Consider the following 14,652-nt stretch of genomic DNA (forward strand, 5'->3'; position numbering starts at 1 on the left):
GAGTCCCGGAGATGCCAGCCGCCCTTGCGGTTGCCTCTCCGGGGCAGCACGAGGCGAATGGGTGGGGCAATCGGGGTGTGGCCTTGGTTGCCCTGCTCTTCCTCGCCTTGCCGCTGTTGGTGCTGGCACTGGCGATCCGTCTGGACAGCCCGGGTTCTCCCCTGTTCCTGCAGACCCGGCTGGGGCGTCACGGGCGGCCATTCCGTATTTTCAAATTGCGAACCATGTACCGGACGGCGCAAGGCGACGTCAGGATCAGCCGGCTTGGCCGGCTGATCCGTCGCCTCGGCATCGATGAACTGCCGCAACTGATTAATGTGTTGATGGGGGATATGGCGCTCATCGGCCCCCGTCCTCTGACCCTTGAGGACAGCCGCGACTACTTGACGCATGCTTCCGAACGTTTCGCTGTGCTGCCTGGCATCACCGGCTTGGCTCAAGCCACAGGGCGCCACCTCAGTTCGCGGCAGCGCGAACGGTTAGACTGCTTCTATGTGCGCAAAAGCGGCGTCGGGATGACGCGCGTGGTTCTCTTGAGAACGCTGCGTTCCGTCCTGCGGCGCCCTGTTCACCATCCCAAGGCCGTTCTCCTAGCTGAAATGCCAGCCCACTCGGTATCGGCGGAGTAACAGGGAACTAGGGATCACCTACCTGAACATCTCCTGGAACGCCTCAAATTTAGTAAGTCCAACTGATCCCGGGAGGGTTCTCGGGAATTTAAGAACACACAAGAAATACCGTGTGCCTTACGGATATTGCCGCGTAAACCCACCAGGGCTCGCGGAACTGCGTGGAAGCAAGAAGATCGAAAGGTGGCCCGTGTTGATGTTCTGCCTGATGTCTTCGCTCGCCCAGAAAAACTTGGTTTCAGAACATGGACAAATGCCAGGAATGCCCCCTGTGTCGTCCATCCGATCCTTGTCCCGTGGATTTGTCGACAGATGCGGTTCAAAGCTGCGTTGAAATCTGAGGTGGAATAATAATCGGAATAATAAATATATTTAAAATCCGGATGGTAAAAATATACAGCAGGTATTATGCAGCTTGAAAATTTTTGAGGCGTTGGGGTATTTCCTGCAGGCCGGCCGCAATCACGTCCAGGTGCGGTTAAACCTTTTTGATTCATAGGCTGTTGATGTCCTCTGTCCCAGCTAGCGAAGATCGCACCCGAAATGGTGGAGCCCTTGAGGTGATATCAGCCATTTTTTCTGGCTTTCGTCATCCTGTCATCGTGAAGGATGAGCACTCACGGTTTGTGCATGTAAATAGTCCGGCCTGTGCCCTGATCGGGTGTTCTGCGTCGGAAGTCATTGGACGAACAGACCATGATTTCCTGCCGCACGACCAAGCGGATCGCATCGTCGCCATTGATCGCGAGATACTTGCAACTGGCAAAGAACGTATTTTCGAGGAAGTGATCACACCTCCTGAAGGAGGAAGCAAAACGCTCGTCACACATAAGCATTGTGTTGCTCTTCCTGGTCCTGACGGCAGCCAGAAATTTTTGATTGTGGTGATCACCGACGTAACAGAGATGAGGGAGACCGAGCGTGTCCTGCGCGAGAGTGAGGAGCATTACCGGTCGCTGATAGAACTTCATCCGCAAGTTCCATGGGTGGCTGACGCTGCTGGGGAAGTGATCGAGGTTGGTCCAACATGGTTTCATCTTACTGGATTGGAGGCCGCGGCTGCCTATGGTTCGGGATGGAAGGCGTGTATCCACCCGGATGACCTGCCAGTTGTCTGCGAGCGGTGGCAGGAGGCCGTCGCCACCGGAAAAGCATTTGACGTGGAATGCCGCCTTCGTGACGCCGAGGACAGCTATCGGTGGGTCAGAACTCGCGCCGCTGCTCGCAGGGATGAACGCGGTCGTGTTTCCAGATGGTATGGCCTGCTTGAGGATATTCACGAGCGAAGAAATGCCGAAGAGGCTTTGCGAGAAAGCGAACAACGTTTTCGCCTGATCGCAGACAGCGTTCCCGTCATGATTTGGCTCACCGATGGAAATGGCTCTACCACCTATCTTAATCGTAGTTGGTATGAGATGACGGGGCAAAGCGAACAGCAAGCGCTAGGCCATGGGTGGCTTGAGGCCGTGCATCCGGATGACCAAGAGACGGTACTATCCAGCTTCGCTGAGGCTAGTGAATCCTGTACTGCATTGCAATTCGAGTACCGGATGCGCCGCAAGGATGGAAGTTGGGCATGGGTGATCGATGTAGGAGAACCGCGCCTGGCGTCCGACGGCACTTTGTTAGGCTTCGCAGGTTCCGTTCTGGATATCTCTGAGCGAAGAGCCTCCGAAATGGCGCTTGAGGAAAGCGAGGCTTTTATCCGCAGTATATTCGATAGCAGCCCGGACTGCATTCGGCTCCTCGACTTGGAGGGTGAACCGCTCCTTATGAACAGGACCGGACGCGAAATGTTCGGCTTGTCGGACGAGGCAGAATTGAGTGATCTGCGATGGAATACCGTAATGGCGCCTGATGACTCCGCTAAGGCAGAGTTGGCCATTTCGCAAGTACGATCCGGACAAACAGCGCGTTTTGAGGCGGCGGTCGTGACATATGACCGCGAGACCCGTTACATGGATGTAATAGCCGCGCCGATTATCGGCAAAGATGGAAAGCCGGTACGAATCCTCACGATGTGGCGCGATATTACGGATGCCAAGTCAGCTCGTGATGCAACGGAAGAAGCCCGCCGCGACGCCGAGAAGGCCGCAAATAAACTTGCCTCCGTTCTCGAAAGCACGATGGACTGTGTCGTCGCAGTCAATCATGATTGGCATTTGACTTATATAAATTCCAATGCAAAGAGATTGCTTGGTCTTGGAGATGACGCAATAGGCAAAGAGCTCTGGTCGATATATCCGGAAGAAGAGAACGGTGTATTTGGTGCGCAATACAAGAAAGCGCTAACATCGAAAGCGCCGGTGACGTTCGAGGAATATCTTTCAATACATGAATTATGGCTAGAGGTGCATGCATCTCCCACTGAGGAGGGATTGTCGATATTTTTCCGGGATACGTCCGAGCGCCGACGAGCGGAGCAAGAGCGTTCCCAGGCACAAACCCAAATCTTCCATATGTCTCGTCACGACGCTTTAACAAATCTGCCGAACCGCTTGCTGTTTCATGAGCGGCTCGAGCGCGACTTGGCGAAGCTCGGACTCGGTGCGCGCGTTGCGGTGTTGACCTTGGATCTTGATGGTTTCAAACCTGTCAACGATACATACGGACATCCGACCGGAGATGCGCTGTTGCGCCAGGTTGCGGATCGGCTGCGATCTTCTGTCCGCGAGGGAGATACCGTTGCGCGGATCGGTGGTGACGAGTTCGTTGTCATTCAGTCGATGGTCCGGCGAATGGATGATGCCGATGAACTTGCTAAGCGCATCATCGAGAATTTGCGGGAACCCTTCGATGTGGAGGGATTGTCCATCAGCATCGGAACCAGTGTCGGAATCGCATTTGCACCAGAAGCCGGGACCACTGTAGAGAATTTGGTTCGGGCGTCTGACGTCGCTCTTTACCGCGCCAAAGCGGATGGTGGGGGAACCTTCCGACGATTTGCATCTGGAATGGATGCCCACTTGCAGGCCCGACAGGAGCTTAAGATTGCGCTGAGGAGCGCAATCACCCACAACGAGCTGGAACTGTTCTTTCAGCCGCTTGTTGAACTGTCCTCCAATAAGGTAAGGACATGCGAGGCCCTGGTACGCTGGCGCCATTCAAAAAAGGGCATGATATCGCCCGCCGACTTTATCCCATTGGCAGAAGAAAGCGGGCTCATCATTCCGATTGGCGAATGGGTTTTGCAGAAAGCCTGCAAAGAGGCCTCCGCTTGGCCTGATGATGTTGCTGTTGCTGTCAATCTTTCGCCATTGCAGTTCAAAGACGGCAATCTTGTGCAAATAGTAGCTGATGCACTCGAAGCGTCGGACTTTTCTCCTTCCCGCCTTCAGCTTGAGATCACGGAATCTGTCATGCTGGACGAGAATGACGCAAATTTGTGGATTCTGCAGGAACTCCGGGCCTTAGGTGTGAAGATCGCCATGGATGACTTTGGTACCGGCTATTCCTCACTTGGCTATCTGCGGAGCTTTCCCTTTGACAAGATTAAGGTAGACCGCGGTTTCATAAACGATCTGCCTGACGGACGTGAATCCCTGGCCATTGTCCGGGCGGTTGCCAACATCGGGCGCAGTCTCGGAATAACTACAACGGTCGAAGGCGTTGAGACTCAGGAACAACTTGATGCGGTCAACGCCGAAGGATTTGATGAAGCTCAAGGATATCTCTTTTCTCGACCGCTTCCGGCTGCAGAGATGTCAAAGTTGCTGTGGGAATGTGATACATGATAAGTGACCTGTTCCCTTGACTGTGCCGGGTTAGAGGTGGGGCTTCGTCACCTATGTCGTCGCAGTCGAACATGACTAGTGGTTGACCTACGTAAATTCTAGGGGAAGGGCTCATAACACGGATACTTTAACCGATGCCATGTTCTGCCGTAGCATTGGCAGCAGCATTCTGGGGCTGCCGCCGCGGGCAACGGTCCCAATCGTGGTTGCCGAATTTCTCCACCAGAATGTCGGTCAGTAACCTGACCTTGTTCGGGACCGGTTCGGCGGGTGGCGGGCGCACGATATAGAGTCCGACCTCGGGGATCTCATAGTCGTCGAGCACGGTCACGACTTCGCCCCTCTTGATCGCCGGTCCCGCCAGGAATGTTGGCATCATCGCGATGCCGAGTCCCGCGATCACAGCGGCGAGTTCGGCCGGCCCGCTGTCGGCGATGAAGCGGCCGCGCGGCCGGTGCGTAAAGGTCCGGCCCTTATGCCGGAATTGCCAAGTCGCTTCCCCATGCGGGATCGCATCGTGATTCGCGAGATCTGCGGGCGTCGCAGGTTTGCCGTTTCTTGCCAAATAGGCCGGGCTTGCCACCAGGACAGCACTAATTGGCGCGATCCTGCGTGCAATCAGCGTGGAGTCGGCAAGAGCGCCTATCCGCACAGCCGCGTCGAAGCCTTCCCTGATCAGGTCGACCAGCCGATCACTATAGGCGCAGTTGATCTCGAGGCGCGGATGGCGCAAGGCCAGTTCCGCCAGGACCGGTGCGAGATGTGAATTTCCGAAGGATGTCGGCGCAGCGATACGCAGTCGGCCCGTGGCCTCGCCCTGCCGGCTCAGGGCGTCGCGCGCCGCCTGAAGATCCGCGATCATCCGTTCGGCAAAGGGACGAAAGTCGACACCCGCCTCGGTGAGAGACAGGCCGCGCGTCGTGCGTGCCAGCAGCGGCGTACCAAGATCCGCCTCCAGCTTGGCGAGCCGGCGACTGACCACTGACTTCGACATGCCGAGCCGTGTGGCGGCCTGGGTCAGGCTGCCGCTTTCGACCACTGCGTTGAAGATCTGGATATCCTCGAGATCGGGCACTTAATGTTCCTGATTCTGCAAAAGTGATGTGCTTAAAGTGGCGCTATCGTTGCTGTTACCGCAACCGTATCTTGGCTCCAGCAAAAGAACCATGCATTGAGAGCCGTTCCATGAACAATATCCTCGTCATCGATAGCGCCGTCACGGGGGAGTCTTCGATCTCGAAGAGCCTGGTCCGAGAAGCCGTCGAGGCCCTGACCGCTTCCCGTCCCGCCCAAGTCGTTCACCGCGACCTGGGCCGGGAGCCGATCCCCCATCTTACGGAAGCCACGCTCGCGGGCGTGCGGGGCGAGCCCGGGACGGACGCGGAGCGCGCGGCGCGGGCCCTCTCCGATACGTTGATCGCGGAATTGCGTGCCGCTGACACAATCATTCTTGGCGCGCCCATGTATAATTTCAGTGTGCCAACGACGCTGCGTGCCTGGTTCGACTATGTCCTGCGCGCCGGTGAGACCTTCCGCTATACGGAGGAAGGGCCGAAGGGCCTGCTGGAGAGCAAGCGGGTCATCGTCATCGAGAGCCGTGGTGGCCTCTATAGCGAAGGCCGCGTTCCTTCGGGCTCGTCACTTCGGTAGGGATTCGCGGCGCGATCACTTCCAAGGCCGGAAAGCCTGACAATACTATTGTGTCCGATAAATCAACGTTATCGGACACTTCTAGAACAAGACGACTACGGCGCTTTAAGGCTGTGATTACGTGCGTAAAGCGCCGTCATGTGATAGGGTGAGATATCTTTCTAATCCTCGGCACCCTTCCCGGCTGGACACAGATTTTCCCATGTTTATGCGGTATCCCCTCTGGGCACGCACCGACCTGCCGGATGACAATGCCGATGAAGAGACGGCCTTCTTTCGGGCGGGGGCAGCCCTGGCGAGTCTGGACCGCCTGCTCGTCCACCCCCTTCCCTGCCAGGGCGCCTGGCTCGACCGTCTGGCCTTGGGCGCGGCGGCGGCGACGGCGGCTTGGGCGGGACGGCCAGAGCAGGAGGAGGATATCCGCGACGCCTATCGTCATCGTCAGATGGGCGCCGAGATCGGACCGGCCGGGCGGCATTACCTGTTCTGGCGCCGCCTCGTCCATCCTGTCGGTCTTTCCGTGGAAGCGGTCAGGGCCGCCGCTGTCGAGATCGGCCAGAAGCCGGAGGATCGCCTGGAAAGTCTGGCCGAGGCGGCCATCGCCCTGGCGGAAGGGAGCTTGTCCCCGGTAAGGGCGGCGGCGGCGATCGCCGAGGAAGCCATCCGGGCCTGCCCCACGTCACTCCCTTTGGCCCTATGGCTGGCCGATGCCGTGCTGGCCCGGCGTCTCCGCTGGCCGGTGGCGGTGCCGTTGCTGGCGCGTCCGCTCCTCGGCCGCCGTTTCACGGCAGGAAAAATCGGAGGCATGGCTTGGCGGAAGGAATGCGCCTTGGCCTATGCCGAAGCTGCCGCCCGGGCCTATGCCTCGGCCGAGCAGATGGCCGCCCGCGCCGACATGCTGCTGATGGTGCAGCACCAGATCCGGGCGAAGGAGACCTCGGCCATGGTGGCGCTGCTGCTGGAAAACGACGCCGTGGCGCCTTCGGCCGGACCCTCGGCCATGTCGGACCGGGCGCGGCGCCGCCTTCTGGAACGGCTGGTCGGATTGGATGCGGTGCGCGAACTGACGGGGCGGCCCAGCTTCCGCCTCTATGGATTGTGACCATGGCCGAAACCAAGCCCTCACCGCCGCCTCTAGATATCGAACTCGCCGATTTGCCGCCGGCGGAACGGTGGCGCATCTGGATGGGCCGGGTCGAGGCCATCATCTTCGCCGCCGCGCAACCGGTCCCACGGGAAGTCCTTTCCAAGGTGGTGGGGCGGCGCTGCGTCATCGACCAACTGATCGCCGATATCCGGCACGAGCTACGCGACCGTCCCTACGAGATCGTGTCCGTCGCCGGGGGCTACCGCTTCCAGACCCGCCGGGACTTCGCCGCCGCCATCGCCGCTGCGCAAGTCGCGCCTTCTTCCGCCGGAGGGGATCTGTCGCGGAAGGAAAGCCTGGCGCTGATGACGATCGCCTATTTCCAGCCGATCACACGGAACCAGATGAAACGGGCCATCGGTATCGAGATCAGCCGAGACCTGATCGCCCGCCTGAAGGCGCGGGACTTCATCACGGCGGGACCGCGCAGCCCCGAGCCCGGGGCCCCCTATACCTATGTCACCACGCCCGCCTTTCTGGCCCATTTCGGGCTGGAAAGCCTGTCCGATCTGCCCGACATGGCAGAGCTGGAGGAAGCGGGCCTGCTGTCCAAGGATCGGCTGGGACCCTTCGCCGGGCTGCCGTCGGCCGAGGACGACCTTCTGCCGGAGCCGCCCGAGGAAGACGAGGCTTCGGCCCCTCTTCAGGAATGAGGCATTCTTCCTTATCCTATCAGGGAGAAGGTTTCAGGAAGGACGCACAGGCATGTTCAGCCATATCACACTCGGCAGCAACGATCTGAAGCGCTCGCGGGATTTCTATGATGCCGTGCTGCCGATCCTCGGTCTCTCCCGGCGTTTCTACGATGAGGAGAGCGGATGGGTCATCTATGCTCCCCCGGGCGAAACATCGGGCGGTTTCTTCGTCTGCCGTCCCATAGACGGCAAGCCCGCCAGTGTCGGCAACGGCACGACAATCGGTCTTCTCGCCCCTGATCCGGAAACGGTCAATCGCTTCTTCGATGCCGCAATCTCGGCAGGCGGCAAGGCGGAAGGTGCGCCGGGAACGCGCCCTAACTACTCCCCCGATTTCTATGGCGCCTATGTGCGGGATCCCGAAGGGCACAAGATCTGCTGCATGTGCCTTCTGGAACAAGAGGCGTGATCGCAGCCGGTTCTCCGCTCAATCCCGGGGAGGCAGGCTTTTTCCCAGGCGCAGCAGGATCTCGCATCCGCCCCTCTCCGGGGTGAGAACTTCGATGCTTCCGCCCAAGGACTCAGTGACGAGGTTGTAGACGATATTCAGCCCCAGTCCGACCGAGCCCCGGGCCCGCGCCGTAGTGAAGAAGGGCGCGAAGATTTTCGGCCGGATTTCCGCCGGGATACCGCGTCCGTCATCGGCAAAGCGGAGAAGCACCTCGCCTTCCCCTGCCTCTTCGACGGTCAGGGAAAGACGGCCGCTTTCCCCAGGCGCATAGGCATGGTCCAGGGCATTGGCCAGCAATTGCTCGATCACCGCCACCAGCACCGCGGGATAGCTTTCCAGCACCAGATTGTTGGGGCAAGACAGACGCAGGCTGTGCCCGGCCGCGGCCCAGCGCGGCTTCAAGGCCTCCATGGTTTCCTGAAGGAAGGCGCCGAGATTGAACGCGCCGTTGCTGCCACCGGATTCTGCGGCGACCTGCTTGAAATATTGCACCAGATGCCCGGCCCGTCGGACATTCTCGGTCACGAGATCGGCAAGGTCCTTGGCGTTTTGCAGGAAGGCCTCGAGGTCGGCGCGACGTAGATGATTTCCGTTGATCTTGTCGGAAAGCCTGCTGATCTGGTCCGTCAGGCTGGACACGCTGCCCAGCGCGACTCCGATGGGAGTGTTGATCTGGTGCGCGACGCCGGCAACCATCTGCCGCAGGGCCTCCATCTTCTCGCGCTGGGCCTCGGCCAGTTTCCGGCTACGCTCCTCGACCAGGGCCTCAAGGATCTGGTTCTTGTTGCGCAGGAATTCGTTGGCCCGGCGCAGGGACAGATGCGTCGCCACGCGCGCCTGCACGATGGCCGGGCTGAAGGGTTTGGTGACGTAGTCCACCGCCCCTAATTCCAGGCCCCGCGCCTCTTCCTCGGGGCTGGAGAGGGACGTGATGAAAATGACGGGGATGTCCCGGGTGGCCGGATCGGCCTTCAGCCGGGCGCAGACCTGATAGCCGTCCATTTCCGGCATCAGGACGTCGAGCAGGATCAGGCTGGGCGGAAAGCTCCGTGCCAGCTCCAGCCCTTGGGAACCCGAGGTGGCGAAGCGGATATGCTCGTAATCCAACACATTGGTCAGAGCGCGGATGCTGGTTACGTCGTCATCGATGATCAGAAGGGAATCGCCGTCGCTCATGCGTTCGTCGCTGCCGCTAGTCCCAGGTCATGCGTCAGTGTGGCAAGCGCCCGGCGTGCCGCCTTGTAATCCAGTGCCTCGATATGCCGCCCGATATCCTGCAAGGCGGGAAGCGCGGCGCCGCCCAAAGCCTCGCCCAGGGCTTGGTGATATTGTTGCGCCCGCAGGCTGTTGCCGGCAAGGGCTTCATCAAGGCGGCACAGCAGCGGCCGCAACTGGGCCGCATCTATCGTTCCCTCCGCCAGGGAAGGTGTTGCCGGCGACGGGGCGGGACGCAGCTGGGCCGTCGCTTCCAGAACGACGGGCAGGACCCCGGCCAGTACGGCGAAACTGTGCTCGGCCTGTTCCGGGTCCTTCGCGTGCAGGGCCTGTTCCAGCTCGGTCGCGGCCTGCCAGACCTCCTGCGCCCCCAAAGTTCCGGCCGTTCCCCGCAGTAGATGGACGTAATGTTCCGCTTCCACCCAGGCGTTCCGGTCCAAGGCGGACCGCAGCTTCGGCACCGCCTCGGCGAAGGTATCGTGAAAGATCAGCAGCGAACGGCGCAGCAGATGGACATTGCCGTTCATGCGCCACAAGGCGGTGGCGAGGTCGAAGCCCGGCAGGTCCGGCGGCAGGAGCTTTTCCGCCTCCGTCGATTTCCGCCGTGCCTCGAAGGGCTGCAGCCAGCGCCCCAGCATGTCCACCAGGGCCGCCGGGTCGACCGGCTTGGAGATGTGGTCGTCCATCCCGGCTTCGAGGCAGCGGCGGCGCTCCTGTTCCATGGCATGGGCGGTCATGGCGATGATCGGCAGGCGTTCGGGCCCCACGCTCTGGCGGATGAGGCGGGCGGCCTGCAATCCGTCCATACCGGGCATCTGCACGTCCAGCAGCAGCGCCGCGAAATCATTGGCCGGGTCCAGCGCCATCCTGACCGCGTCCTCGCCATTTTCCACCAACGTCACGGATAGTCCGGCATCCTCCAGGATTTCGCGTGCGACTTGGCGATTGATTTCGTTGTCGTCGGCGACGAGGACCCGCAGACCCGAAACAGGGGGCAGAACACCGGCGGGAGCGGGCCGGTCGAGGGAAAGGTCCTCCTCGTCCGGAAGGGTGAACGGCAGGATGACGGTGAAGAGGGTCCCCTGCCCCGGCCGGCTGTCCACCGCGATCTCGCCGCCCATCAGGGTCATCAGGCGCTTGCAGATCGCTAGGCCGAGGCCGGTGCCGCCATAGCGCCGGGTGGTCGAGCTGTCGGCTTGGCTGAAGGGCTGGAACAGGCGCTCCATCTGTTCGGGCGTCATGCCGATGCCGGTATCGCGGATATGGAAGCGGAGGAAAACCGCCCCTCCCTCCTGCCCGGCATTGTCGGTCGAGACGGTAATTGCACCTTTTTCGGTAAACTTGACGGCGTTGCCGGCGAGATTGAGCAGGATCTGTCCCAGCCGCAGCGGGTCGCCCACCAGCAGATCGGGTATATCCGGCGAAAGGACGAAATCCAGTTTCAGCCCCTTTTCCTCGGCCTGCAGAGAGAGGACATTGGAGACATGTTCCATCACCGCGGCGACACGGAAAGGCACATGCTCGACGTCGAGCATGTCCGCCTCGATCTTGGAGAAGTCGAGGATATCGTTGATGAGTCCCAGCAGGGTCTTGGCGGAAGACTGGATCTTGGTCAGGTAATCCCGCTGCCGGGGCAACAGGTCGGTCCGCAGCGCCAGATGGCTGAGGCCGATGATCGCATTCATCGGGGTCCGGATTTCGTGGCTCATATTGGCCAGGAACTGGCCCTTGGCCTCGGAAGCTTCGACGGCCTTTTCCCGTGCGTCCTCCAGTGCCTGTTCCGCCAGGACGTTCTGGGTGACGTCGATCATCGTCACCTGCCGCACCGGCCGCCCCTGCCAGACAATGGGGGAAACGGCGATGTCGAGCCACATCCCGGTGCCGTCATCACGCGGCACGGGCACGCGCCGGGCGAGGATGGGGATGTTCCCTTGGGAAGAAAGATCAGCCTGCGCCTTCAGGGCGGCGGGCAGTTCCTGCGGTGACGGCAGATCCCCGAACAGGCGGCGGAAGGCTTCGTTGCAGAAGAGAAGGCGTCCGCCCTCGGTGATCGCCACCGCCTGCACCGATCCTTCGACCACGTCGCGGAATTGCTTCTCGCTGGCCCGGACCTGTTGCTGGCGGCGGTTGATCTCGTCCAGGAAATACTGGATGGAGCGGGAAATGGTCGAAATCTCGTCGCTGCCCTTGCCGGGCAGTTCCGTCTCGCGCCCGGCGACCCGGTCCAGCACGGCGGCGTTGAGCCGCGCCAGGCGCGATGTGACGAAGCGGCGCAGATAGAGATGAACGCCTAACGCCACCAGCAGGCCCAGCCCGGCCAGTCCGGCCAGGAGGCGGTTCTGCCGCGCCACGTCGCTGGACAGCGACTGTGCGGTGGCGGTGGCTTCGGTATTGATCCCCTCGAACATCGATTGGGCGAGCTTGCCCACTTCCTCGACCATTACCAGGACTTGATGGGTAAGCGCCATGCTGCGTGCGCTGGCAGCCTGTCTTTGTTCGAGACTGGGATAGAGGCCGCCGGCATCGATCAGGATATCCGCCAGATTCCTTTCCAGCGGCGCCAAGGCCCCCTGCCCTTCCGGCGGCAGGTCCCGGCGCAGGAAAGGCAGGCCGTCGAGCAGGGTCCGACTGGTGTCCTCCGCCCCCTTGATGTCCTTCAGATACCGCATTCCCGTGGAATAGGTCGCCAGGCTCAGCACCCTATTGACCTGGGCTGACCACAGGCCGAGGTCGCGATGATACTCGGCGGGCAGTTCCTGGAGCAGAGAGGCGACCAGGGCCCCCTGCCCTTCCGAGAAGCGGTGAAGTTCCGCCAGGGCGTCATCGACGCGGGCCGCGCTGTCGATCCTTTCCACCACCAGGGCATCCAGGTCCGGAAGCGTCCGTTCCAGCGTATGCAGGACGCTGGACACCGTTTCGCCGCCGGGGATCTCCTCCAGCGCCCGCGAGGCGCGGAACACGCCGCTCAAGGTGGCGTCGATATCGCCGAGGGTGACACGCCGTTCCGGATGGCTTTGTGCCATCCCGAGGCGGGAGGCATGGGTCAGCAGAAGCTGAAGATCACCCGTCAGTTCGGCGCCGGAAGTCACTTTCGGCAAGGAAGAGGCCGAGAGGACCGAAAGCGCTTGGCCGAAGCGTTCCTGGTTCAGATAGGCCGATCCGGAAATACCGGCCAGGACGAGGGTCATCGCCAGCAGGCCCAGATTGATCTGGCGGCTGACGCCCCCGCGCAACAGGCGTCGCCGTGGTGCCGCCGGGGGCTGAAGATCCTTGCCCGGCATCAGCGGAGAACGATCCGGCCGTCAATACCCGGGGCGATGACGCCTTGTTCCGAGATGTAATGGGCCATGATTTCCCAAAGCAGTTTGCCGTCATCGCGCGGGATGTCGTCCTTCGCCGCCAGCATGGCATAGCCATCGCCGCCCTTCGCCAGATATCCCGTCATCGCCACTTTGTAGACGGCGGCCGGGTCCAGGGGCTTGCCCGCGATCTCGACCCGTTCGACCCGTGATCCTGCCGGGCGTGACAGATCGTAGACGACTTTCATGTTGGACGGGTGCAGGAAGCTACCCTTCAGCGTCTCCACGCCCGAGGCACTGAGTTCCAGCGCCTCCCGCAAGGCCGCGCCCGTAACGGGAACGGTGGTGATGAAGTCGCGGAACGGCAATTCCCGCTGGATGTCGCGCCGGGTCAGCGGGGTACCGGCCTCGTAGAGGCGATTACCGCGGATGGAGCCGCCATTGATGAGTGCGATATCCGCGTTCAGCAGGCTGCGCATGGCATCGGCGACCAACGAGGCGAAGGGCGTCTCTTCGGCGCGGATGACTTCGCGGCGGGTATCAAGCGCCGTCCGAGTGGTCCCGACCTGGATGTCCAGCAGTTCCGACAGCCGGTCCAGATAGGCCGAAACCCGCCCGGCCATCTGGGTTTCGGCGGGCATTCCCGCCAGCTGGGCCACCTCCCCCGCCATCGTCAGGCTGTCCTCCGCCTCGTCGTGGCGCAGCCGCAGCACGACCGCCGTTCCCTTGACGTTGCTATGCACGATGAAGGCGCCGGACGCATCCGTTTCCACGCTGTCCCTGCCTGTGGCCGCGACCTGGACCAGCACATCGACCACGCCGTTGCGCCGCAACTCGGCCACATCCTCGTCGGCATTGTCGACGATGGCGACCACCGCTTGCGCGCCCGCCTCCCGCAAGGCCTGCGCGCGGTCTGTTACCGTCTGGGCCGGAGGCTGAACTTCGATCCGGGGAACGATGTATTGGATGGTCAATTCGGGCGAGGTCGCGGCCACGACGCCGATCTTCACCCCTCCCCTTTCCAGCAGCAGGTCCTGTTCCAGACCTTCCAGGACCTTGCCGGTTTCGCGGTCGATCGCATTGGCGCTGAGGAAGGGGAAACGCGCCTCGTAGCTGCGCAAGGTCAGCTCATCTTCACCGAAGGCGAGATCGCGCTTGGTCACGGCCATGGCATCGGGTTGCAGATCGTTCAGCAGGTCGATCATGTGCGAGCCCTTGTCGAAGCTCGACAACACCCCCGCCGCCAGGGAGGCACCGCCATGCAAGAAAAGGGTCGGACCGACCTCGCGCTCCTTATGCAGGAGCGTCGCCAGCTGCGGCAGGCTGCCCTCATCCGCGACCGGTTCGATATCGGCCATGGTCGAGGTGAAAACCAGGGTGACTTCACCAGCCCAGGCCGGACTGAGGCTGAAAGCGCCGATCAGTAGAGACGTGCAAGTCAAACGGCGGCATAACGAAAGCATCCAATGATCTCCGCAGGAACGCCGGGGCGCTTTCGGCGTGTTCCCGCAGAGTAGAGGCATCCTCCTTCCTCGGTCAATTTCTACGACACCCCAGACTGGCACGAAGCTTGCCCTTTCCGCGCTGGAGGCAGCGATGGGGCCGCTTGGGTAACCGGTCCGGCGAGGCCGATTCCCTCAGCCGGGGCATGGAAGGAGCGCTTTGTGAAAACTTCGTATCAACTGAGCGGTTTAAAAATTTTTCCCGCTGGGTTGACGAGTGAATCCAAATAAGACACCCTTCCATCGAAAAACGTAAAAAAAACTCTCTGAACCTAAAACATCACCCAAACGTCACCGACAAATGCTCTCCACCACAAGGAACCCGCGGGA

10 protein-coding genes are annotated in these 14,652 nt (G+C 61.2%); 6 read left to right on the forward strand and 4 right to left on the reverse strand.

Going from position 1 to position 14,652, the window contains the following annotated elements; all coding sequences use genetic code 11:
- Nucleotides 1–83 precede the first annotated feature (83 nt).
- Nucleotides 84–629 (forward strand): sugar transferase, encoded by a 546-nt coding sequence (locus EPD66_RS01635; protein WP_304650003.1) that lies wholly within the window; start codon nt 84–86, stop codon nt 627–629.
- Between the two features lie 560 nt (nt 630–1,189).
- The gene (locus EPD66_RS01640; RefSeq protein WP_185961198.1) at nt 1,190–4,363 is read left to right on the forward strand and encodes a PAS domain S-box protein; all 3,174 of its coding nucleotides are present in this window, start codon (nt 1,190–1,192) and stop codon (nt 4,361–4,363) included.
- Between the two features lie 127 nt (nt 4,364–4,490).
- On the opposite strand, the gene EPD66_RS01645 is transcribed toward EPD66_RS01640, so the two are convergent.
- Nucleotides 4,491–5,438, reverse strand: a complete 948-nt coding sequence (locus tag EPD66_RS01645; RefSeq protein ID WP_255448321.1) for a LysR family transcriptional regulator — start codon at nt 5,436–5,438, stop codon at nt 4,491–4,493.
- Nucleotides 5,439–5,548: 110 nt separating this feature from the next.
- Here EPD66_RS01645 and EPD66_RS01650 point away from each other — a divergent pair, with 110 nt between their 5' ends.
- From EPD66_RS01650 to EPD66_RS01665, 4 genes are all read left to right on the forward strand, one after another.
- Nucleotides 5,549–6,013 carry an FMN-dependent NADH-azoreductase gene (locus EPD66_RS01650; protein WP_142846713.1) on the forward strand — a complete coding sequence of 155 codons (465 nt, stop codon included), beginning with the start codon at nt 5,549–5,551 and terminating at the stop codon, nt 6,011–6,013.
- A 202-nt stretch (nt 6,014–6,215) separates the two neighbouring features.
- The gene (locus tag EPD66_RS01655; protein ID WP_142846714.1) at nt 6,216–7,115 is read left to right on the forward strand and encodes a DUF1403 family protein; all 900 of its coding nucleotides are present in this window, start codon (nt 6,216–6,218) and stop codon (nt 7,113–7,115) included.
- Nucleotides 7,116–7,117: 2 nt separating this feature from the next.
- A complete protein-coding gene (locus tag EPD66_RS01660; protein WP_142846715.1) occupies nt 7,118–7,813 on the forward strand; it encodes an SMC-Scp complex subunit ScpB in 696 nt (231 codons plus the stop codon).
- 52 nt (nt 7,814–7,865) lie between these two features.
- Nucleotides 7,866–8,264, forward strand: coding sequence for a VOC family protein (locus EPD66_RS01665; protein ID WP_142846716.1), 399 nt, complete (start codon nt 7,866–7,868; stop codon nt 8,262–8,264).
- Nucleotides 8,265–8,282: 18 nt separating this feature from the next.
- Here the strand turns inward: EPD66_RS01665 and EPD66_RS01670 are convergent, their stop codons facing one another.
- From EPD66_RS01670 to EPD66_RS01680, 3 genes are read right to left on the reverse strand one after another with little or no spacing between them, the layout of a single operon-like run.
- Nucleotides 8,283–9,482, reverse strand: coding sequence for a sensor histidine kinase (locus tag EPD66_RS01670; protein WP_142846717.1), 1,200 nt, complete (start codon nt 9,480–9,482; stop codon nt 8,283–8,285).
- Complete coding sequence (locus EPD66_RS01675) at nt 9,479–12,802, reverse strand: ATP-binding protein (RefSeq protein ID WP_142846718.1); 3,324 nt, start codon at nt 12,800–12,802, stop codon at nt 9,479–9,481. Before EPD66_RS01675 ends, EPD66_RS01670 begins: the two co-directional genes overlap by 4 nt.
- On the reverse strand, nt 12,802–14,283 hold the full coding sequence (locus EPD66_RS01680) for a bifunctional UDP-sugar hydrolase/5'-nucleotidase (protein ID WP_142846719.1): 1,482 nt from the start codon (nt 14,281–14,283) through the stop codon (nt 12,802–12,804). Before EPD66_RS01680 ends, EPD66_RS01675 begins: the two co-directional genes overlap by 1 nt.
- Nucleotides 14,284–14,652 lie beyond the last annotated feature (369 nt).

The sequence above is a fragment of the Telmatospirillum sp. J64-1 genome (assembly GCF_006980715.1).
Classification (GTDB): Bacteria; Pseudomonadota; Alphaproteobacteria; order Rhodospirillales; family Magnetospirillaceae; genus Oleiliquidispirillum; species Oleiliquidispirillum nitrogeniifigens.

Excerpts from the sequence above, each read along its gene's own strand:
- EPD66_RS01650 (WP_142846713.1), top strand. The coding sequence starts at position 5,549 with ATGAACAATATCCTCGTCATCGATAGCGCCGTCACGGGGGAGTCTTCG.
- EPD66_RS01655 (WP_142846714.1), top strand. The coding sequence starts at position 6,216 with ATGTTTATGCGGTATCCCCTCTGGGCACGCACCGACCTGCCGGATGAC.
- EPD66_RS01660 (WP_142846715.1), top strand. The coding sequence starts at position 7,118 with ATGGCCGAAACCAAGCCCTCACCGCCGCCTCTAGATATCGAACTCGCC.
- EPD66_RS01665 (WP_142846716.1), top strand. The coding sequence starts at position 7,866 with ATGTTCAGCCATATCACACTCGGCAGCAACGATCTGAAGCGCTCGCGG.
- EPD66_RS01670 (WP_142846717.1), bottom strand. The coding sequence starts at position 9,482 with ATGAGCGACGGCGATTCCCTTCTGATCATCGATGACGACGTAACCAGC.
- EPD66_RS01675 (WP_142846718.1), bottom strand. The coding sequence starts at position 12,802 with ATGCCGGGCAAGGATCTTCAGCCCCCGGCGGCACCACGGCGACGCCTG.
- EPD66_RS01680 (WP_142846719.1), bottom strand. The coding sequence starts at position 14,283 with ATGCTTTCGTTATGCCGCCGTTTGACTTGCACGTCTCTACTGATCGGC.